Source organism: Thermus brevis, from assembly GCF_026427635.1.
In the GTDB taxonomy this organism is placed as follows: Bacteria; Deinococcota; Deinococci; order Deinococcales; family Thermaceae; genus Thermus; species Thermus antranikianii.
Map to the genome: position 1 here is coordinate 989584 of NZ_CP102606.1, position 19250 is coordinate 1008833.

The following is a 19250-nucleotide window of genomic DNA, read 5'->3' on the forward strand; positions in this document are numbered from 1 at the left end:
AAGTGGGAAAAAAACCCGGGCCCCGGGATACCTTCCGTGCCCCAGGGCCCGAAAGAAGGCCCCGGGCTTAGCCCGCGGCCAGGGCGGGGAGAACCGCCCCGGGGATAAGGCCCAGCAGGATGAGGAGAAGAGCCACCCCCAGGGCCACGCTCCGGGCCAAGGGACGGGGATGGGCCTCGGCTGCCCCTTTCTGGAACACGGCCAAGCCCAGGGCCAGGTAGTAGTAGGCGCTCACGGCGCTGGTCACCAGGGCCAGGACCAGAAGCCCCCAGGCCCCTGCCTTGGCGGCTTCGCTGAAGACCAGGTACTTGCCCCAAAAGCCCGCCAGCGGGGGCAGGCCCAGGAGGGAGAGGGAGGAGACGAAGAGGCCAAGGCCCAGGAGGGGGTCCTGGTGGAAGAGGCCCTTTACCCTCTCCAGGGGCACGCGGTCGGGGGAGATCTCCGAGAGCACGGCAAAGGCCAGCCCCGTGGCCAGCACGTAGGTGAGGAGGTAGAAGCCCAGGGCCTGCAGGTTCCCCGTGTAAAGGGCCAAGGCCATGTACCCCGCATGGGCGATGGAGCTATAGGCGAGAAGCCGCTTGGCCTCCTTCTGGCCCAAGGCGGCCAGGTTCCCTAGGAGGACGGAGAGGGCGATGAGGAGGGCCAGGGCATCCAGGGCACCCGGTCCCACCACCCGGAGGAGGGCGGCGAAGGCCGCTGCCTTCACCCCCGTGGCCATGAAGAGCACCACCGGGGTGGGGCTACCCTGGTAGACATCCGGGGTCCAGAAGTGGAAGGGAGCCAGAGCCACCTTGAAGCCAAGCCCCACCAGGAGGAGGCCCAGGGCCAGGGCGTAAAGCGGACCTTCGCCAGGGGTTCCCGCCAGGAGGCTTCCCGTGGCCCCGTAGTGGAGGGCGGTGCCGTAGAGGAAGAAGGCGGCCGCCAGGGCCCCCAGAAGGAAGTACTTCAAGGCGGCTTCCAGGCCTTCTCCCCGCCGCCAGGTGGCCAGGGCGTAAAGGGGCAGGGAGAGGGCCTCGAGGGCCACCAGCATCAGGATGAGGTTCTTGGTGGAGGCGAGAAGGTGCATGCCCAGGGCGGCGTAGAGGACCAGGAGGTAGAACTCAAACCGCCGGGTGCGCACCAGCCCCACGGTCCAGAGGGCTCCCAGAAGGACGAGCAGGGTGAAGACCTGGGAGATGCCGTCCACCTGGTACGGGCCAAGGGCGAAGGGCTTCCCCCAGGTGAAGAGGAGGGAGAGCAGGGCCAAGGAGAGCCCCAGGATGGTGAGGCGCTTGAAAAGGGGCACAGAAACGAAGAAGCCCACAAGGGTGAGGGCTACGGCAAAGGAGCTCAGCACCAAAAGGATCATGCGCCACCTCCAAGGATCTTGGCGAAGGCCTCCGCCAGGGGCTCAAGGCCCTTTACGAAGAACCCGGGGAAGACCCCCATGAGGACCAAAGCGGCCACCGCCAGGAAGGCGAAAGGCCATTCCGCCCCCTTGAGGTCCTCCGCTCCCCTTTGGCCCTCCTCCCAGAAGACCTTCTGGAAGGCGGTGAGGGCGTAGGCGGCCCCGGCGATCACCGAGAGGAAGGCGATGGCGGTGAGCCAGGGGCTGGCCTTGTAGGTGCCCAGGAGGGTCATAAGCTCCCCGGGGAAGCCGGAAAGCCCAGGAAGCCCCACCATGGCCAGGAAGAGGAAGAGGGCCAGGGCGCTTAAGCCGGGGGCGCTTTCGGCCAGGCCCCGGAAGCGGCCGATCTCGAGGGTGTGAAGCCGCTCGTAAAGCCGCCCCGCCAGAAGGAAGAGCCCTCCCGTGTACACCCCGCTGGCCGCCAGGAGGAAGAGCCCTCCTAGGGCGCCTTCCGGGGTACCGGAGAAGACGCCCAAGGCGGCCACCCCCATGTGGGAAACCCCGGCGTAGGCCAGGAGGGTTTTGAAGTCCTTGGCGGAGAAGGCCACCCAGGCCCCGTAGAGGGCGGAGAGGGCTCCCAGGAAGAGGAGAAGCCCCTGAAGCTCCGCAAACCCCTCGGGGGCGAGGGGGATGGCGAAGCGGAAGAAGGCGAAGACCCCCACCTTGTAAAGGGTGCCCAGGGCGTCGGCGAGCCCCGAGGGATGGTTTTCCTGGTGGAAGAGGGGGAGCCAGGCGTGCACGGGGAACAAGGGGGTCTTGACGGCGAAGGCCAGGGCGAAGCCCAAAAAGATCCAAAGGGCGGCGCCTCCCTTAACCGGATGGGCCAGGAGGTCCTCGAGGAGGAAGGTGGGGCTACCCCCTAACGCCTTCACCGCCAGGATGGCGGCCAGCATGGGCAAGGAGCCCGCCAGGGTGAAGAGGAGGAAGGTGTAGATGGCCCGGATCCTTCCCTCACCCCCGTAGAAGAAGAGCATGAGGAGGGCTGGGATTAAGGCCGCTTCGAAGAAGAGGTAGAAGACCAGAAGGTCCCGGGCGGCGAAAAGCCCCAGGAGGAGGCCGGACATGAGAAGGGCAAGCCCCAAAAACCGCCCCTCCACCTTGGCCACCAGGGCCCCCAGGAAGACGGTGAGGCCGACGGTGAGGAAGAAGAGGGCGGAAAGGCCATCCAAACCGAAGGCCCAGTAGACCCCGGCCCCGGGAAGGAGGGGGGCCTGGACCCCATGGGCCACCCCGCCCGGGTGGGTGAGGAAGAGGTAGAGGTTCAAGAGAAAACTCAGGCCCGCTCCCAGGACCCCCAGGGCGCGGGGAAGGCCCAGGAGGAGGAGAAGGCCGAAGAGGATGGGTAGGAGGATCGCCAGGACTACCACCGCATCACCCCCAGCAACACCAGAACGCCCAGCACGAAAAGCAGGGCGTAGACCCTTAGATAGCCGGTCTGCAGGCGGGCGATACCCTGTCCCAGGTTCCGCACCGTCCCGCCCACGCCGAAGTAGCCGCGAAGGAGGCTGCCATCCCCGTAGAAGAGGGCTTCCGCTAAGGCCTTCAAGGGGTTGACGATGAGGGCGTTGTACACCCGGTCGGCGTAGAAGCTTTCCCGGCTCCAGGCCTCAAAGGTGAGGTACCAGCTGGGGAAGGCCTTCCTCTGGAAGAAGGTGTAGCCCAGCCAAAGCCCAAGGAGGGCCACCGCACCCGAGAGGGCGATGAGCCCCCACTCCGCTCCCAGGGAGAGGTGGTGGGCTTCCACCTCCGCCAGAGTGGGCTTCAAGAAGGGCTCGAGGGCATTGGGGAAGGGCAGGGGCAGGGCCAGGTACCCCGCCAGCACCGAGCCCAGGGCCAGGAGGTGGTTGGGCCAAAGCATCACGGGAGGGGCCTCGTGGGGGTGATGGTGGTGGCCCCGCTCCTCGCCCAGGAAGACCAGGACGAACCAGCGCATGGCGTACATGGCCGTGAGGACCGCCACGAAGAGCGCCCCCAGGTAGAAGCCCAGGCCGCCGAAGGGGTAGGTGAGGGTGGCGGTGAGGATGGCGTCCTTGGACCAGAAGCCGGAGAGCAGGGGCAGGCCCCCCAGGGCCAGGGCCCCGATGAGCCCGTGCCAGCGGGTTAGGGGCAGGTGCTTCCAGAGGCCGCCCATCTTCCGCACATCCTGCTCCCCGCCCAGGGCGTGGATCACGCTTCCCGAGGCCAGGAAGAGGAGGGCCTTGAAGAAGGCGTGGGTGAAGACATGGAAAAGCGCCACCCAGTAGGCCCCCACCCCCGCCGCCAGGAACATGTAGCCCAGCTGGCTGATGGTGGAGTAGGCCACAATCCTTTTGATGTCGTTCTGGCCGAAGGCGGAAAGGGCCCCGTAAAGGGCAGTGATGAGGCCGATGACGGCGATGGTGTAGGAAACATCGGGAAGGTTGGCGTAGAGGAAGGAGCTACGGGCGATGAGGTAAACCCCGGCGGTCACCATGGTGGCCGCGTGGATCAAGGCGGAAACCGGGGTGGGACCGGCCATGGCGTCGGGAAGCCAGACCATGAGGGGCACCTGGGCGCTTTTGCCCACGGCCCCCAGGAAGAGGAGGAGGCCCGCCAGGGCCAGGAGGCTGGGGTTCTTCAAGGGGCCTTCCAGGGCCTCCCTCAGCCCGCTGATGGAAAGGGTGCCGTAAAGGGCCCACAGGATGGCCATGCCCAGCATGAAGCCCAGGTCGCCGATCCGGTTCACGATGAAGGCCTTGCGGGCGGAGTCGGCGTAGTGGGCGTTCTTGTACCAGAAGCCGATGAGGAGGAAGCTGGCCAGGCCCACCCCCTCCCAGCCGATGAACATCACCGGGTAGCTGTCGGCCAGAACCAGGGTGAGCATCATGGCGATAAAGAGGTTGAAATAGGCGAAAAAGCGGCTATAGCCCGCATCCCCGGCCATGTAGCCGATGGCGTACACGTGGATGAGGAAGCCCACCCCGGTGACGATGATGAGCATGAAACCGGAGAGGTTGTCCAGAAGCAGGCTAAAAGGGATCCCGGGAAGCCATTCCGCCTCGTAGCGGGCCCCGCCCGAAAGAAGAAGGCCCACCCCCACCAGGAAGGAGGCCAGGACCAGGGCCGAGGCCAGGACCCCGGGGAGGGGTTCTCTCATCCGTTTTCCGAAAAGCCCCAAAAGGGCAAAGCCCAAGAGGGGAAGGAGGATGGTCAGCAGCAGCATCTTCACCCCCTAAGCTCCGAGAGATCGTCCACCGCGGTGCTCTCCCGGTGGCGGAAGATGGCCACGATGAGGCCCAGACCCACCGCCACCTCGGCGGCGGCGATGGCGATGACCATGAGGGCGGCCACCTGGCCCTCCAGGCCAAAGGCCCGGGCGAAGTCCACCAGGGAGAGGTTGGCGGCGTTGAGCATGAGCTCGATGGAGAGAAAGACCAGGATGGCGGTCCTGCGGGTCAAAACCCCGTAGACCCCCAGGGCGAAGAGGAGGACGGAGGCGTACAGGTAGGTCACCGCACCACCTCCTTCTCCTCCTTGCGCTCCTCAGGGCTTAGGGCGTCCAGGGGGCGGGTGGGTTGCACCAGAGCCACCGCCACCACCGTGGCCGCCATGAGGAGGAAGCCCACCGCCAGCAGGACGAAAAGCCAGTCCCCGTAGAGGAGGGGCCCCAGGGCCTGGGGCAGGCCCCCCTGCAGGTCCTTGGTAAAGGCGAGGTTCAGGCCCCAAAGCCCCGAGAGGAGGGCCAGGGCTACCCCCAAGGCCAGGAGGGCGGCCAGGGGACGGCTTCGCACCAGGGGGTCAAAGCCCACCTCGCCCTGGGCGGCGTAGAGGAGCATGATCACGAAGAGGAAGAGGACCACGATGGCCCCGGCGTACACGATGATCTGGATGAAGCCCAGGAAGCGGGCCTCGAGGGCCACGTAGATTCCGGCCAGGATCAGGAAGTTCCCGATGAGGGCCAAGGCGGCGTGGATGGCGTTTTTCAGGGTGACCACCAGGACCCCGGTGAAAAGGAGGAGCAGGAGGGCCAAGGCTTCCCAGGGGGTCATTTTTTGCCTCCTTTTGTGGGGGCTTTAAACCCCTCCAGCTCCGGGCGGACGTAGGGCACCACGTAGCCGGGCTTCACGGGCTTGCCGGTCATCTTCGCTTCCCGGCGCTGGGGCTTCGTGCCCACCACATCCACCAGCATGTCCTCCTTGCCGTAGATGAGGTCGGAGTACTCGTAGTCGGCCATCTCGAAGTCGTAGCCCAGCACGATGGCCCCGGTGGGGCAGGCCTCTTCGCAAAGCCCGCAGAAGATGCACCGGAGCATGTTGATCTCGTAGACCTTGGCGTAGCGCTCCCCCGCTGAAACCGGGTTCTCCGGGTCGTTTTCCGCGGGCTCCACGTAGATGGCGTAGGCGGGGCAGGCGGCCGCGCACAAGGAGCAGCCGATGCACTTCTCCAGGCCGTTGGGGTGGCGGGTGAGCACATGGCGGCCGTGGAAGCGGGGCTTGAGGGCCACGGGGGCATCGGGATAGGGAACGGTCACCGGCTTGGAGAAGAGGTACTTGAGGGTGATGCCGAGGCTTTGGGCCAGGGCCTTTAGGGTCATGCGCCACCTCCCTTGGATAGCCCCTTGGGGGCTGGCTTGCGGGTGGGTTTGGGGCTGTACATCACCGCTCCCAGAAGGACCAAGAAGGCGGCCAGGGAGAGGTAGAGGAGGTAGGAGCGGGGAAGGTCTAAGGCCACCACCAGGGCGGTCACCAGGAACCAGACCAGGGCCACCGGGAAGAGGAAGCCCCAGCCGAAGCGCAGGAGCTGGTCGTAGCGCAACCGGAACCAGGTGGCCCGGATCCAGATGAAGAGGAAGAGGAAAAAGGCGATCTTGAGGAACATCCAGAGGTAGGGAACCTCCAGGAAGGGCATGGTCCAGCCTCCCAGGAAGAGGGTGGGGATGAGGGCGCTGGCGGTGATGAAGTGGATGTACTCGGTCATCTGGAAGAGGGCCCACTTGATGGAGCTGTACTCCGTGTGGTACCCCCCCACGAGCTCCTGCTCCGCCTCGGGCAGGTCAAAGGGGGTGCGGGCGGCCTCCGCCAGGGCGGCGATGGCGTAAAGGAGGAAGGCGGGGAAGGCGTAGAGGATGAGCCAGCCGTGTTCTTTCTGCCAGTTCACGATGTCGTTCAGGTTCAGGCTCCCCACCAGAAGGACAGGGGAGAGGAGGGCCATGCCGAGCCCCAGCTCGTAGGAGATGAGGCTTGCCGAGGAGCGCAAGGAGCCCAGGAGGCTATACTTGCTCCCGGAGGCCCAGCCCGCCAGGAAGATGCCGTAGATGGCCATCTCGCTCACGGCGAAGAGGTAGAGGAGGCCAAGGTCCAGGTTCAAGACCCAGGGCTGGTAGCCGAAGAAGCTCCCCGGGGGGCCGAAGGGGATAGCCCCGAAGGCCAGGAGGGCGAAGACCACGCCGATCAAGGGAGCCAGGACAAAGAGCACCTTGTCCGCCCGCTCCACCACCAGGTCCTCCTTGAAGATGCTCTTGATGGCGTCGGCCACGGGCTGGAGAAGGCCCGAGGGCCCCACCCGGTTGGGGCCCAGGCGGATCTGGAAGCGGGCGAGAAGGCGGCGCTCGATCAGGGTCATGAAGGCGAAGGCGGTGAGGAGGCCCACCACCACCAGGAGGGCCTTCAAGGCCACCATCCAGTAGGGATCCAAGGGATAGGGGTTCATGCCTCACCTCCCGTGGGAACCAACACCTTGGCCTCCATCCTCCTGCCCGCAAAGGGACCGAGGGCGGAGAGGTAGAGGAAGCCCTTGGGCAGGTCTTCCCGGTGGACCACCTGGGCCAGGACCGGGCCCAAGGGGCCTTCCACCTCCACCCGGGCTCCCTCCAAGAGGGCCTCGGCCCTGGCGGTTTCCGGGTGGACCCAAAGCTCGGGGCGGACGGTCTGGGCCACCTTGCCCGTAAGCTGCCAGGCCCTCCACATGGTGGGCCTAAGGTAGAGCCTTCCCTCCTGGGCCCTGGGCCGCAGGCGCTGGGTGCGGTGGGTGAGCAGGCCATTAGGAGCGGACACCTTTTTCTTGAGCTCCCGCTCCACCTCGAGGCCAAGCCGGAAGGGGGGCCGCACCCCAAGGGCCTCGGCCAGCAGGGCCAGGGCCTGGATGGCGCCCTCCGCCTCGCCGTTTTCGATGGGGGAGGGGTTGAGGGAGAGGACCCGTCCTTCCAGGTTCACCACCTGCCCCCGCTTCTCGTAGAAGGTGGGGGCGGGAAGGACCACATCCGCATACCGCTCCGCCAGGGGGTGGAGGTGGCTTAGGTGCATGACCAGGAAGCGTTTGTCCTTTAGGGCCCCTTCCGGAGGTACGAAGCCGTAGTAGGCATAGGGGCTTCCGGGTTCGTCCCAGGCCGCCCCTTTCTCCCCGGGCCAGACCCCCAGGGCCTCGAGGCCCCGGGCATTCGCTGCCGGGGTCATGGCCAACACCTTGGCCCCCTTGCGCTCGGCCAAAAGCCTTGCCCTTTCCGCCGCCACCGCATCCTGCAAGACCCCAGCCCCCAGGATGAGGATGGGGTTTTGGGCCTTCTCCCAGGCCTCCTTGGCCTGCTTGATCGCCTCGCTCCCCTCCTTGTCCCCAAGAAGGGCCAGGAGGATCTCCCGCTCCTCCCCGGGGGCGTGGACCCCTGCGAGGCTGGCCCACTTCATCAAGGGGGCGCGGTAGGGGGCGAAGAGGGCCATCTTGTCGGTGCGGCGGGGCATCCTCTCCTTGATGGAGAGGTCGGCGAAGGGGGTGCCGTGGGCGAACCTGGGGGCGGGCTTGAGGTCCCGCACGAACTCGCTTAGGCGGAGGTGCAGGAGGGGGGCTTCCTCCGTGGGATCCCCTAGGACCAGGGTGAAATCGGCCCTGAGGAGGTCCTCAAAGGTGGCGGGTGTGTAGAGGCTCGCTGGGGCGGCGGTGCGGCCCTGGAAGTCCAGGTGGGGGGTGTTTAGCCCCCGGGCCAGCTCCGCCGCCATGAGGCCCTCCTCGAGGGTGGCGTCGTGGGGTAGGTAGATGCCCACCTCCTCCTTCCTGGCCCCCTTGAGGCCCTCCCGGATGGCGGCGAAGGCCTCCTCCCAGGTGGCCTCCACCAGCCTTTCCCCTTTCCGCACCAGGGGGTATTTGATCCGGTTCTCGTCCGCCCACTCGTGCCCGAACCGGCCCGCATCGCAAAGCCAGATCTCGTTCACCTCAGGGACTTCCCGGCCCCGGATCCTTAAAAGCTCGCCGCTACGGGTGTCCGCGGTGATGCCGCACCCCACAGGGCATAGGGCGCAGTGGCTTGGGGTTTCCTCCATCTCCCAGTTGCGGGCCCGGAAGCGGGCGGTGAGGTCCAGAAGGGCTCCCACCGGGCAGATGTCGGTGATGTTCCCGGAAAACCCCGAGGGAAGCCCGAAGTCCATGGTGCCGATGAAGGTGTGCACCCCCCGCTCGATGAAGTCCAGGACCTCGTCTCCCGGGATCTCCTCAAAGTAGCGCACGCAGCGCTTGCAGTGGATGCACCGCTCCCGGTCCAGCACCACGAAGGAGGAGAGGGGATGGTGCTTGTCCACGTGGCGGCGGGTGAACTCGAAGCGGGTATAGGTGGGAAGCTCAAGGGGGGCCTTCTGGTAATACTTCTCGTAAAGCCCGTACTCCACCGTGCGGTCCTGGAGCTCGCAGGCTCCCCCCTTGTCGCAGGTGGGGCAGTCCAAGGGGTGGTTGAGGAGGGTGAACTCCACCATCCCCGCCTGGGCCTCCCGCACCACCTCCGAAAGGGTGTCCACCACCATGCCGTCCGCCACGGCGGTGACGCAACTGGCCGCCAGCTTGGGCTGCCAGGCGATCTCGGGCTCTCCCTTCTCGTTCAGGACCGGCTTGCCGTCCGGGCCCCTTTTGGGCAGGCCGATGCGCACCAGGCACATGCGGCAGGCCCCTATGGGGGAGAGGTGCTTTTCCGAGCAGAAGAGGGGCACGTCGTACCCCGCGTGGAAGACCGCGTCCATGACGCTGGTCCCCGGGGGCACCTCCACCATGCGGTCGTTGACCTTGACCTTAACCACCTTCACCTCCAGAGGTTCACCCTGGGCACGGGCTTCTTTTCCCGCACCAGGGCCAGGTACTGGTCCTTAAAGTGCTTCAAGGAGCCTTTCACCGGCCACACCGCCGCATCCGCCAGGGGGCAGAAGCTCCGGCCCTCGATGAGGGGCAGAAGGGCCTCCAGGTTTTCCACGTCCTTCTCCTCCCCCTCCCCGGAGCCGATCTTGGCGAAGAGGTTCACCATGAAACCCGCCACCCCCTCCCGGCAGGGGGTGCACTTGCCGCAGGACTCGTGGGCGTAGAAGCGGGTCACGTTCCACATGGCGTCCACCATGCTGACCCTCTCCGGGATGAGGATCACGCCTCCGGTGCCCAGCATGGAGCCCTTGGTCTGCAGGTGCTCGTAGCTCATGGGGGTGTCCAGGACCTCATCGGTAAAGGGCAAGGGCGGGGTGGAGGATCCCCCGGGGATGAGGGCCTGGATGGGCTCCAGGGGCCCTCCCGCCCAGTCGTAGATGAGTTCCCGGAAGGTGGTGCCCATGGGAAGCTCATAAACCCCTGGCCGCCTTACCGGGCCGGAGATCTGGTAGAGCTTCATCCCTTTGGACTGCTCGGTGCCCATGCTGGCGAACCAGTCGGCCCCCCGTTCCAGGATGGGCACCACCGAGGCCAGGGTTTCCACGTTGTTGATGGTGGTGGGCTTGCCCCAGAGGCCGGATTGGGCGGGGAAGGGAGGCTTCAGGCGGGGGTTGGCCCTTAAGCCCTCCAGGGAGTTCATGAGGGCGGTTTCCTCCCCGCAGATGTAGGCCCCGGCCCCCCGGTGCACGTGCACGTTAAAGGAAAAATCCGTGCCGAAGAGGTTCTCCCCCAGGTAGCCCCGGGCGCGGGCTTCCTGGATGGCGGCCTCCAGGCGGTCCGCCGCCTTGCGGTACTCCCCCCGCACGTAGATGTACCCCACCGTGGCCCTTATGGCGTAGCCTGCCAGGATCATGCCCTCGAGGAGCAGGTGGGGAACATCCTCCATGATGTACCGGTCCTTGAAGCTACCCGGCTCGGATTCGTCGGCGTTGCAGATCAGGTAGTGTTGCTTCCCATCCTTGGGCATGAAGCTCCACTTCACCCCTGTGGGAAAGCCTGCCCCGCCCCGGCCCCTAAGCCCCGAGCGCTTCACCTCCTCGATGACCTCCTCCGGGGTTTTCTCCTTTAGAACCCGCTTGGCGGTTTCGTATCCCCCGTGTTTCAGGTAGTAGTCCAGGGTCCAGCTTCCCTCCTGGCCCACGTGGGCGTAGAGGGTTTTTTCAAAGCGGGGGTCGCGTCCGGAAACGATGGGCCCGGTCATACCTCCACCTCGTGCACGTGGTGCCCGCATTTGCCGGGAAGCTCGATCTCCTCGAGGCGCTTGCCCGCCTTGAGGCCCTCCAGAAGCGCCTCAAGCCTCGCCCGGGTCACGCATTCCACATAGGGTTCGTCGTTCACCTGCACCACGGGGGCCGTGTGGCAGCTTCCCAGGCACTCCACCTTCTGCACGCTGAAAAGGCCATCCGGGGTCACCTCCCCCGGGCCGATGCCCAGGGTTTCCGTGAGGTAATCCCAAAGCTCGTCGGCCCCGGCCAGCTTGCAGCTCAAGGTGGCGCACACCTGAAGGTGATAGCGCCCCGTGGGCACGAACTGGTAGTAGGAGTAGAAGCTCGCCACCCCCATGACCTCCGTGGCCGTGGTGCCCACCAGCTGGGCGATCTCCTCTATCCGCTCCGGGCGGATCCAGCCCTCCTCCTGCTGCACCCGCCTTAAGAGGGGCATGATGGCGGAGCGTCGCCCCTCCGGTGGATACTTGGCGAAGGTTTCCTCCAGGAAGTCTTGCTTGTCGTCAAAAAACCCCATCTTCCCTTCCCTCCTATCGGTCCACGTCGCCCATGACGGGATCCAGGCTGGCGATGATGGCCACCATGTCGGGCACCTGCTCCCCCTTGCAGGCGTAGGGGAGGCTTTGCAGGTTCACGAAGCTTGGGGCCCGCACCTTGACCCGGTAGGGCATGCTGCCCCCATCGGAAACGATGTAGTAGCCCAGCTCGCCCCTGGCGGATTCCGTGGGCACGTACACCTCCCCCTTGGGGGGATGGAAACCCTCGGTGTAGTGCTTGAAGTGGTAGATGACCGCCTCCATGGAGGTTTCCAAAAGGTGCCTGGGAGGCGGGGTGATCTGGGGGTTGGGGTCCCGCACCGGCCCTGGTTCCAGCCTCTCCAGGGCCTGCTGGATGATCTTCAGCGACTCCCGCATCTCCCGGATGCGGATGATCATGCGGTCGAACACGTCCCCGTGCTCCCCCAAGGGCACATCAAACTGGTAGGTGTCGTAGCCCGCATAGGGGTAGGCCTTGCGCACGTCGTAGTTCACCCCGCTGGCCCTTAGGGAGCCGCCCGTGAGGCCCAGGTTGATGGCCACCTCGGGGGGGATGACCCCCACGCCCCGGGCCCGCTCGTAGAAGATGGGGCTTTCCGCAAAGAGGGCCTCGTACTCGTCGATGCGGTGGGGCAGGACCTGCAAAAGCTTTTTAAGCTCGGGCACGAACTCCTCGGGGAGGTCCTCCTTGACCCCGCCGATGCGGATGTAGTTGTGGTGGAAGCGCTGGCCCGTTACCCACTCGAAGAGGTCCAGGATGGTTTCCCGCTCCCGGAAGGCGTAGAAGAAGGGGGTAAGGGCCCCGAGGTCCAGTAGCCCGGTGCCCAGGAAGACCAGGTGGCTGGCCAGGCGGGAAAGCTCGTTCAGGATGATGCGGATGGTTTCAGCCCTTGGGGGCACCGCCGCCCCCACCAGCTTCTCCACCACCAGGGCGTAGGCCAGGTCGTGGGCGAAGGAGTGGAGGTAGTCCATCCGGGGCGTATACGTGATCACCTGCGTATACGTCCGGTTCTCCATATTCTTCTCAAACCCGGTGTGGAGGTAGCCGATGTGGGGGACGAGGTCCAGGACCTCTTCGCCCGATAGGGTCACCACCACTCGCAGCACCCCGTGGGTGGAGGGGTGCTGGGGTCCCACGTTCAGGGTCATGACCTCCGTGCGGAGCTCCTTGGGCTCCTCCGCCACCCTTGGGTCCAGGTCCAGGTAGTCCTTCATTTGACCTCCTTGGCCTTCATGAGATCGGCCCAAAGGGCCCGGTACCCCTTGCGGCTACCGCCCCGGTATAGGGTGAGGCCGGGGTTCTTCCCGGTAAGGGAGGCCCGGAACTCGCTGGGCACGATGAAGCGCCCCTCGCGGAAGAGGGTGGGGGTTTCCCCCAGGGGGAAGTCCTTGCGCAGGGGGTGGCCCTCGAGGTCCTCCGGGGTCAGGATCTTGCGCAGGTCCGGGTGGCCCTCAAAGACGATCCCAAAGAGGTCGTAAACCTCCCTCTCCAAAAAGTTAGCGCTTCCCCAGAGGTCGGTGACGGTGGGAAGCCTGGGGTCCTTCTCCGGCACGTAGACCCGGACGAAGAACCGGCTTCCGTCCCCGTCCTGCCACCCGGGAAGGGAGACCAGCTCGTAGACCACGGCTAAGCGCTCCGGGCGGGGGTCGGGGTATTCCAGGTAGTCCAGGCCCACGATGTCCGCCAGGTAGTTAAAGCCCAGGGCCTTGTAGCGGACCATCTCCTCCTTGAAGGCCTCCCGGGGCATCACCACCCAGAGGTTGCCGAGGCCGTTGTCCTCTATGGTGTAGCCCTTGGCCTGGGCTTCTTCCAGCACCCTATTGAGCCGCATACCTCACCCCCTGGCGCGCTTCCAGGCGGCCACGGGGGGAAGCCTCTCGCCCCGCTCGTTGACCGCCTGGCCGCGCACCTTCTTCTGTAGCTGCATCACCGCATAGATAAGGGCCTCGGGGCGCGGGGGGCAGCCGGGTACGTACACGTCCACCGGCACCACCGAGTCCACGTTCTGCACGATGGCGTAGTTGTTGAACATCCCCCCCGAGCTGGCGCAGGCCCCCATGGAGATCACCCACTTGGGGTCGGGCATCTGCTCCCAGACCCGCCGCATGACAGGGGCCATCTTCTTGGAAAGCCGGCCCGCCACGATCATCACGTCCGCCTGGCGGGGGCTTGCCCGGAAGACCTCGCTCCCGAAGCGGGCTAGGTCGTTTCTGGCGTCGGTGGAGGCCATCATCTCGATGGCGCAGCAGGCCAGGCCGAAGGTGGCGGGCCATAGGGAATTGGAGCGTCCCCAGGCCACCAGCTTCTCCAGGGTGGTAAAGAGGATGCCTTCCCGCTCCAGCTCCTGCACGTCCCGCTCAAAGAGGTCCTTCAGTGCCACCGCATCACCCCCTTCCACCACTCGTAGAGGAAGCCCACGAAGAGGAGCAGGGTGAAGCCCGCCACGCCCAGGAAACCGTACAGGCCGAGCGTGCCTGCGCTCACCGCATAGGGCCAGAGGAAGGCCACCTCCACGTCAAAGAGGATGAACAGCATGGCCACCACGTAGAAGTGGACGGGGAAGCGCTTAACCTCCCCCGCCGGGTCGTTCCCCGACTCGTAGGGCATCAGCTTGGCCTTCCCCGGTTTCTTGGGACCCAGGAGGGCCCCCACCACCAGGGCCGCCACCCCGATGAAAAGGGCCACCCCCAGATAGATCAGGATGCTCACGTACTCTGCTGTTGGCGCCAAGGTCCCCTCCTTTCGTGCCTCTTGTCACGAGGAGGAAGCCCAAAATCCCCAAGCCCCCTCCTCATTTCCCGCCCATCTTATCACCCCAGGTGCGGGACAATAGGGGTGGGTTACACCGAAGGGGAGGCTAATCGGTGTAAGCCATTTGATTATCGGCAGCTAAGACATTACACCCTGGTGTAGAGAAGGTCCTTGAGCCTCTGGAAGTGGGATAGGTCCAAGGCCTCCGCCCGAATATCCGGGGGAAGACCCAGGCTCCTAAGGGCCTCCTCCACCTCCTCCTTGGGGTACCCGGCGGCGGTGAGGGCGTTTTTCAGGGTCTTGCGCCGCTTGGAGAAGGCGGCCTCGAGGAGCTGGAAAAGGGCAGGGTCGTCCGGCACCTTCCTGGGGGTGAGGCGCACCAGGCTGCTCACCACCTTGGGAGGGGGAAAGAAGGCTCCCGGGGGCAGGTCAAAGAGCTTCTCCGCCTGGGCGTGGTAGGCCACCCGTAGGGAGAGGAGGCCGTAGGAAGGGGTATTGGGCCGGGCCACCATGCGTTCGGCCACCTCCTTCTGCACCAGAAAGACCAGGCGGGCAAACCGCCCGGTCCTGAGGAGGCGGGTGACCAAGGGGGTGGCGATATTGTAGGGGAGATTGGCCACCAGAAGGCTATTTTCCGGCACCTCCTCCCAGGGGTAGGCGAGGGCATCGGCGAAGACCAAACGGACGGGGAGGCCCCTCAGGGTTTCCTCCAGCACGGGCTTGAGCCGCAGGTCCTTTTCGATGGCCGTGACCTGGGCTCCCGCCTCCGCCAGGGCCCGGGTGAGGACCCCAAGGCCGGGCCCTACCTCGTAGACGGGGCCGGTGAAGGGTTTGGCCGCCTCCACGATGCGCCTTAGGTGGGCTTCCGAAACCAGAAAGTTTTGCCCCAGGCGCTTGTCGGCGAAAAGCCCGTGGCGCTTCAGGAGTTCCCGTATTCCCTTGGGGGAGGTGAGGTTATTGAGCATGGCTCAGGCGCTTGACCACGGGGCGCAGGGGCTCTTCCCCTGGGAAGAGCTCCAGGTACTCCCCCAGGTCCAGGGCGTCGATGAGGGCGAAGCGTTCCTTTAGCAGGATGCCCTCCTTCATGGGCACATGGCCGTAGACGCCGTAGCGGTAGCCCATCCGCTCCACGTAGTCGGGGGTGCGGAACCACCAGGTTTTGGGCTCGCTTTGGGCGTAGAAGAGCTCGTCGTACTCCTGGAGCCAGGGCACAGGTCCCACGTGGGCGAAGTGCACCCCATGGAAGACCACCTCCCGGGGGAAGCCCGCTATCCAGGCCCTGAGGGCCTCGGGAAGGGGGCGCCCCCCGTGTTCGGGATGGAACTCCAGGTGCTTGAGGTGCTGGTTTCCCAGGATGGGTTCCCCCCTCAGCACCGCCTCGTCGTGGTTGCCCAGGAGGATGGTCACCTGCCCCTGGGCTGCCTCCTGAAAGGCCTTTAGCCGGAATAGCTCCCGAATCTGAGCCCCTGCCGCCAGGCGCAGGTGGTTTGGGTCCAGGGGGTCGAAGGGGCTAAGCCCCGTCAGGCGTTCGTAGTCCCTGGGGGTCTTGGGGTGGACCAAGTCTCCCAGGAGGACCAGGTGGGTCTTCCCCGAAAGGAGCTCCTCGGTAGGCTTAAGCCCGGCATCCGCCAGGCCCTCTGCCTTGAGGATCCGCCAAAGGGCGGGGAAGTTGGCGTGAAGGTCCCCGACGGCGACGATTCTCATCCCTTAAGCAGGGCCCTGAGCTCCCCGTAAAGCCGCTTAGTTTCCTCGGGGGTTTTGCCGTAGCCGCCGTACCTGGTAACGATTTTGGCGGCCTCCTTGCCCAGGCCCTTTTCCTTGAGCCTTTCCAGAAGCTGGTCGATGAGCCGGTAGGCCTCGGGCTTTTCCTCCTCGAGGCCCTCCTCCTCGCCAGGGGAGGGTTCGGGCAGCTTGGGTGGGGTGAAGCGGCCCTTCTCCGGGTCGTAGTCCACCCACTGTTTCTCGAGGCGGTAGAGGTACCGGCCCACCCCGAACTTCACCGCAGCCCTCTTCAAGGCGTCGGAGAAGGCCGCCTTCAGGGAATCCCCTTCCCCCACGTCCTCCTTGGTCACCCCCAGGACCGTGAGGCGGCATTTCACCTCCACCAGGCGTTCCCGCCGCTCCCCCCGCTCGTCCCTCACCGCACGCTCGGCGTCGGCCAGCACCTCGTAGGCGTCCTGCCACCCCTCGGGACCCACCACCCGGTCCAGCCGGTCCAAAACGGTACGGGCATCCACATAGGGAACCACCAGGGCGCGTTTTTTATCCCGAGAGAGGGCCTCAATGCGCCACTGCACCTCGCCGGGGGGGAAGGGTTCGGAGAGTTTTTGCCAGACTTCGTCCATAGACACTAACCCCATTTTGTCAAGCCCCCCTTCACACACACCGACCACACCGCCCGAGCAAGACGGTTAGCTAAAGCCGTCAGCGCAACTTTTCTAGGCTTGCCCCGAGCCATAAGCCCCTCCACAAACGCCCGATACTCAGGCGAAGAGCGATAACCAAGAACACCCGCCAGGTAGAAGACAGCACGCAACCGGGGAGGCCCCACCCGAGAAATCCGAGCCCGTTCACGAGCTTCACCCGACTGGACCAGGCGGGGGGTCAGACCAGTAAACGCCGCATAAGCCCGAGCAGACGAAAAACGTCGCAAGTCCCCAGAGTAAGCCAGCACCTTCAACGCCAACACCGGACCAAACCCCGGCAAAGACCTAATAGCCTGCAACCACGAGGATAAAACGGGGTCAGAAGTCGCTATTGCCAACGCCTCACGCAACACACGAGCACGCAAGTCATCTATGGTAGAAGGCACATACCGCACCAAGCCGGATAGACCAGGCACCGCATACTCCCATGCGTGCAAGCGATTGAGGACCCCCACCCAGTCAGACGTTAGGCCATCCCACAGGCGGACCAGCACCGACAAAAGTGCAAGGGCATCATCCGAAGGCTGATATGGAGTAAGGTCCTGATAGCGTTCAGAGAGGAACCGGGCAATAAGCCGGGCATCCGCCTTATCCGTCTTAGCACGACGCAAAAGGGAACGACCAAACGCCTTAACCGCCGCAGGGTTCAGCACATAGACCCGAAAACCCGCACGGAATAAGGCATAAGCCAAAGGGCGGTAGTAGGTACCCGTAGCCTCCAAGCCCACAACAGCCCCAGACGGAAGACGGTCCAACAAAGCAGGAATACCCTCAGGATTAGAAACCCGTAGGACCTCACCAGAGGGACCGAAGGCCACATCCAGCCACCTAGCCGCTACATCCACTCCTACAAACATAGGCAAAAGGTCAAGGGGCGGGCACCCCGTTAGCAAGCTTACAAGCGACCGAAAAGGCCAACACTAACCACGCTAGGGGTTAAGGCCAATCTATGGACCGACCATGAGAGGCCAAAAGTGTACCCGGCCACGACCCGCCCCCTTCATCTTACCTCCGCAAACGGTAAATACCACGCCGAGGGTCATAGGGACACTGACCATAGGCAACATACGGGCAATGGCGCTTGTATTCCTTGACCTGCAAGGCCAAGCGGTGAGGCATGCCGCACCGAGAACACCGCAAAGGAGAAGGAGAAAGAGAAGACCTCTTCCTAAGGGTCCATGCCAAGCCAATGACCACGAGCAAAATAAGGAGGCCCAAGGTCATAGGAAAAGTCTACCGCCCCCACCCCCAACCCCTCCCCCGTGTCAAGGGTGGCTGACGCCATGAACTCGCTACGCTCGCCCTTGACACGGGGGAGGGGAGCTTCCAAAGGCATGGGTGCCATTCCCCCCTACGGGGGGAATGCATGCCTCATGATTTCCAAACCCACTGACCCCAGTCAGGGACCTCGGGCACTTCTGGGGCGGGCTCAGGGTCAGGACCGGACGGCACCGGGGAGGCCCACTTTTGGCGGAGCACCTCATGGGGCGGACGACCCCGCTTGTATGCCTCCACCAGTTCATCCATGGTGAGATAGGGCATCCCGTCCCGGGGTGCTCTACCCCGGCGACTTCTGAGCCTAGAGGCATCCCAGCTTAACCCTAGGCGATCCACGACCGCCCGCCGCTTGGGGTCCAACTCCCGCTGAAGGCGGACAATAGGCGGTTCAAAAATGGCGTGGGTATCGTAGCAAGACGCCGCCAAGGGATCAAGAATGACAACCATGTTGCGACTAATCCCCTCCACCACCCCCCTAGCGGCCTTCTGCATCAGTCCCGTGGTGTCATCCACGATAGTGGTATAGCGGAGCACCTTCCGACCCCGAGAACGAGGCAGTAGAAGCAACTGGAGCCACGCCGGGGCAGGACGAGCCCAGTAAACAAAGGCGACCAACTCCCGGACTATGGCGTCCACTGAACCATAGCGCTGAGTAGCCAGGTAGACATCTACCCCCACCTTCCTATGTTGGGACCAAAACGCTATAACCTCCACCGGAATGAGATCAAACTGGCGGGAAGGAAGCCACATATGGGCCTCATCAAAGAGAAGAACCCCATCATGCACATTGAGCAAATCCGAGTAATCCCGGACCTCCTCTATGTGGTCAGTACGCAGGACCGCCGTCCGGTGATCCAGACGGGCACGACGGCGAAGCCACAAATACACATTCTCACGGATAAAGCCAAAGTTAGCATATACCCGTTTCCCTTTAGCTAGGGCCTCGAGGCCCTTGAGCACGAGGGCGTAACTCTTCCCCGAACCCGGCACACCCACGAAAGCCTCTATCATCGGCCACCCCTCAGGAACGTAACAATCCGCCAGATAGCCATGGCACCATAGAACACACCCCACAAGGACAGAACCGCTATAGCATCCGACACCGGCAGAATGCGGTCAGCCACGGAAAGGGCAGGCACCACAATATCACGCACCACATCATTTAACTGGGGAGGCATAGGCGGCAGAAGGGCAACGAACACCCCCAGGACCTTCACCGGCAACACCGCCACCCATCCAATGAGCATGAAGAGCAGGTTTAAGGCCCACTGGAGAAACTCTATGAACCAGTTCCAGGCCGTAGCCAGAACCCAGTCAATAACGGACCAAACCCACCCCAGAAAGCCGGTTATGGTAGTCCAGAGCCAAGTAAAGAAGCCGTCGACAACCTTAGCCAGCCACTGGAATAACTCCAATAGGCCCTGGATCAACGCCCCCATGACGACCTCCGACCCATCCAATCATGCACATAACACCGGGGAGAACTCCGTAGCACCCCCCTCCCCACCTGCATAAGGG

The 19250-nt window shown here is 64.6% G+C and carries 20 protein-coding genes; all 20 read right to left on the reverse strand.

Annotated features, from left to right (window positions below; genetic code table 11):
* Positions 1-67 precede the first annotated feature (67 nt).
* A complete protein-coding gene (locus tag KQ693_RS05590; RefSeq protein ID WP_267262182.1) occupies positions 68-1348 on the reverse strand; it encodes an NADH-quinone oxidoreductase subunit N in 1281 nt (426 codons plus the stop codon).
* Positions 1345-2754 carry a complex I subunit 4 family protein gene (locus KQ693_RS05595; RefSeq protein WP_267262183.1) on the reverse strand — a complete coding sequence of 470 codons (1410 nt, stop codon included), beginning with the start codon at positions 2752-2754 and terminating at the stop codon, positions 1345-1347. The genes KQ693_RS05590 and KQ693_RS05595 overlap by 4 nt, the downstream gene beginning before the upstream one ends.
* On the reverse strand, positions 2748-4568 hold the full coding sequence (gene nuoL / locus KQ693_RS05600; RefSeq protein WP_267262184.1) for an NADH-quinone oxidoreductase subunit L: 1821 nt from the start codon (positions 4566-4568) through the stop codon (positions 2748-2750). Before nuoL ends, KQ693_RS05595 begins: the two co-directional genes overlap by 7 nt.
* A 2-nt stretch (positions 4569-4570) precedes the next feature.
* Positions 4571-4858, reverse strand: a complete 288-nt coding sequence (gene nuoK / locus KQ693_RS05605; protein WP_267262185.1) for an NADH-quinone oxidoreductase subunit NuoK — start codon at positions 4856-4858, stop codon at positions 4571-4573.
* Positions 4855-5394, reverse strand: a complete 540-nt coding sequence (locus tag KQ693_RS05610; protein ID WP_219760048.1) for an NADH-quinone oxidoreductase subunit J family protein — start codon at positions 5392-5394, stop codon at positions 4855-4857. The genes nuoK and KQ693_RS05610 overlap by 4 nt, the downstream gene beginning before the upstream one ends.
* A complete protein-coding gene (gene nuoI, locus KQ693_RS05615; RefSeq protein WP_038031322.1) occupies positions 5391-5939 on the reverse strand; it encodes an NADH-quinone oxidoreductase subunit NuoI in 549 nt (182 codons plus the stop codon). The genes KQ693_RS05610 and nuoI overlap by 4 nt, the downstream gene beginning before the upstream one ends.
* Complete coding sequence (gene nuoH, locus KQ693_RS05620; RefSeq protein WP_219760045.1) at positions 5936-7054, reverse strand: NADH-quinone oxidoreductase subunit NuoH; 1119 nt, start codon at positions 7052-7054, stop codon at positions 5936-5938. The genes nuoI and nuoH overlap by 4 nt, the downstream gene beginning before the upstream one ends.
* The gene (gene nuoG / locus KQ693_RS05625; RefSeq protein WP_267262186.1) at positions 7051-9399 is read right to left on the reverse strand and encodes an NADH-quinone oxidoreductase subunit NuoG; all 2349 of its coding nucleotides are present in this window, start codon (positions 9397-9399) and stop codon (positions 7051-7053) included. Before nuoG ends, nuoH begins: the two co-directional genes overlap by 4 nt.
* A 2-nt stretch (positions 9400-9401) precedes the next feature.
* Positions 9402-10715, reverse strand: a complete 1314-nt coding sequence (gene nuoF, locus KQ693_RS05630; protein WP_267262187.1) for an NADH-quinone oxidoreductase subunit NuoF — start codon at positions 10713-10715, stop codon at positions 9402-9404.
* Positions 10712-11257 carry an NADH-quinone oxidoreductase subunit NuoE gene (nuoE, locus tag KQ693_RS05635; protein WP_015716515.1) on the reverse strand — a complete coding sequence of 182 codons (546 nt, stop codon included), beginning with the start codon at positions 11255-11257 and terminating at the stop codon, positions 10712-10714. The genes nuoF and nuoE overlap by 4 nt, the downstream gene beginning before the upstream one ends.
* Before the next feature lie 13 nt (positions 11258-11270).
* A complete protein-coding gene (gene nuoD / locus KQ693_RS05640) occupies positions 11271-12491 on the reverse strand; it encodes an NADH dehydrogenase (quinone) subunit D (RefSeq protein WP_267262188.1) in 1221 nt (406 codons plus the stop codon).
* Complete coding sequence (locus KQ693_RS05645; RefSeq protein WP_267262189.1) at positions 12488-13108, reverse strand: NADH-quinone oxidoreductase subunit C; 621 nt, start codon at positions 13106-13108, stop codon at positions 12488-12490. The genes nuoD and KQ693_RS05645 overlap by 4 nt, the downstream gene beginning before the upstream one ends.
* A gap of 3 nt (positions 13109-13111) precedes the next feature.
* Positions 13112-13657 carry a NuoB/complex I 20 kDa subunit family protein gene (locus KQ693_RS05650; RefSeq protein WP_015716518.1) on the reverse strand — a complete coding sequence of 182 codons (546 nt, stop codon included), beginning with the start codon at positions 13655-13657 and terminating at the stop codon, positions 13112-13114.
* Positions 13648-14007, reverse strand: a complete 360-nt coding sequence (locus KQ693_RS05655; RefSeq protein WP_015716519.1) for an NADH-quinone oxidoreductase subunit A — start codon at positions 14005-14007, stop codon at positions 13648-13650. The genes KQ693_RS05650 and KQ693_RS05655 overlap by 10 nt, the downstream gene beginning before the upstream one ends.
* Before the next feature lie 167 nt (positions 14008-14174).
* Positions 14175-14993, reverse strand: coding sequence for a 16S rRNA (adenine(1518)-N(6)/adenine(1519)-N(6))-dimethyltransferase RsmA (gene rsmA / locus KQ693_RS05660; RefSeq protein WP_038071569.1), 819 nt, complete (start codon positions 14991-14993; stop codon positions 14175-14177).
* Positions 14983-15732 (reverse strand): metallophosphoesterase, encoded by a 750-nt coding sequence (locus tag KQ693_RS05665; RefSeq protein WP_267262190.1) that lies wholly within the window; start codon positions 15730-15732, stop codon positions 14983-14985. Before KQ693_RS05665 ends, rsmA begins: the two co-directional genes overlap by 11 nt.
* Complete coding sequence (locus KQ693_RS05670) at positions 15729-16373, reverse strand: Rad52/Rad22 family DNA repair protein (protein WP_015716522.1); 645 nt, start codon at positions 16371-16373, stop codon at positions 15729-15731. The genes KQ693_RS05665 and KQ693_RS05670 overlap by 4 nt, the downstream gene beginning before the upstream one ends.
* Before the next feature lie 5 nt (positions 16374-16378).
* Positions 16379-17311: an IS110 family RNA-guided transposase gene (locus KQ693_RS05675; protein WP_267262191.1), complete on the reverse strand. Its 933-nt coding sequence runs from the start codon at positions 17309-17311 to the stop codon at positions 16379-16381.
* 514 nt (positions 17312-17825) lie between these two features.
* Complete coding sequence (locus KQ693_RS05680) at positions 17826-18743, reverse strand: zonular occludens toxin domain-containing protein (protein WP_267262192.1); 918 nt, start codon at positions 18741-18743, stop codon at positions 17826-17828.
* Complete coding sequence (locus KQ693_RS05685) at positions 18740-19171, reverse strand: hypothetical protein (RefSeq protein ID WP_267262193.1); 432 nt, start codon at positions 19169-19171, stop codon at positions 18740-18742. Before KQ693_RS05685 ends, KQ693_RS05680 begins: the two co-directional genes overlap by 4 nt.
* Positions 19172-19250: the final 79 nt, after the last annotated feature.

What these genes read in the sequence shown, in the direction of transcription:
- KQ693_RS05590 (WP_267262182.1), bottom strand. Translation starts at nt 1,348, where the DNA reads ATGATCCTTTTGGTGCTGAGCTCCTTTGCCGTAGCCCTCACCCTTGTG.
- nuoL (WP_267262184.1), bottom strand. Translation starts at nt 4,568, where the DNA reads ATGCTGCTGCTGACCATCCTCCTTCCCCTCTTGGGCTTTGCCCTTTTG.
- KQ693_RS05610 (WP_219760048.1), bottom strand. Translation starts at nt 5,394, where the DNA reads ATGACCCCCTGGGAAGCCTTGGCCCTCCTGCTCCTCCTTTTCACCGGG.
- nuoI (WP_038031322.1), bottom strand. Translation starts at nt 5,939, where the DNA reads ATGACCCTAAAGGCCCTGGCCCAAAGCCTCGGCATCACCCTCAAGTAC.
- nuoH (WP_219760045.1), bottom strand. Translation starts at nt 7,054, where the DNA reads ATGAACCCCTATCCCTTGGATCCCTACTGGATGGTGGCCTTGAAGGCC.
- nuoF (WP_267262187.1), bottom strand. Translation starts at nt 10,715, where the DNA reads ATGACCGGGCCCATCGTTTCCGGACGCGACCCCCGCTTTGAAAAAACC.
- nuoE (WP_015716515.1), bottom strand. Translation starts at nt 11,257, where the DNA reads ATGGGGTTTTTTGACGACAAGCAAGACTTCCTGGAGGAAACCTTCGCC.
- nuoD (WP_267262188.1), bottom strand. Translation starts at nt 12,491, where the DNA reads ATGAAGGACTACCTGGACCTGGACCCAAGGGTGGCGGAGGAGCCCAAG.
- KQ693_RS05645 (WP_267262189.1), bottom strand. Translation starts at nt 13,108, where the DNA reads ATGCGGCTCAATAGGGTGCTGGAAGAAGCCCAGGCCAAGGGCTACACC.
- rsmA (WP_038071569.1), bottom strand. Translation starts at nt 14,993, where the DNA reads ATGCTCAATAACCTCACCTCCCCCAAGGGAATACGGGAACTCCTGAAG.
- KQ693_RS05665 (WP_267262190.1), bottom strand. Translation starts at nt 15,732, where the DNA reads ATGAGAATCGTCGCCGTCGGGGACCTTCACGCCAACTTCCCCGCCCTT.
- KQ693_RS05670 (WP_015716522.1), bottom strand. Translation starts at nt 16,373, where the DNA reads ATGGACGAAGTCTGGCAAAAACTCTCCGAACCCTTCCCCCCCGGCGAG.
- KQ693_RS05675 (WP_267262191.1), bottom strand. Translation starts at nt 17,311, where the DNA reads ATGTTTGTAGGAGTGGATGTAGCGGCTAGGTGGCTGGATGTGGCCTTC.
- KQ693_RS05680 (WP_267262192.1), bottom strand. Translation starts at nt 18,743, where the DNA reads ATGATAGAGGCTTTCGTGGGTGTGCCGGGTTCGGGGAAGAGTTACGCC.
- KQ693_RS05685 (WP_267262193.1), bottom strand. Translation starts at nt 19,171, where the DNA reads ATGGGGGCGTTGATCCAGGGCCTATTGGAGTTATTCCAGTGGCTGGCT.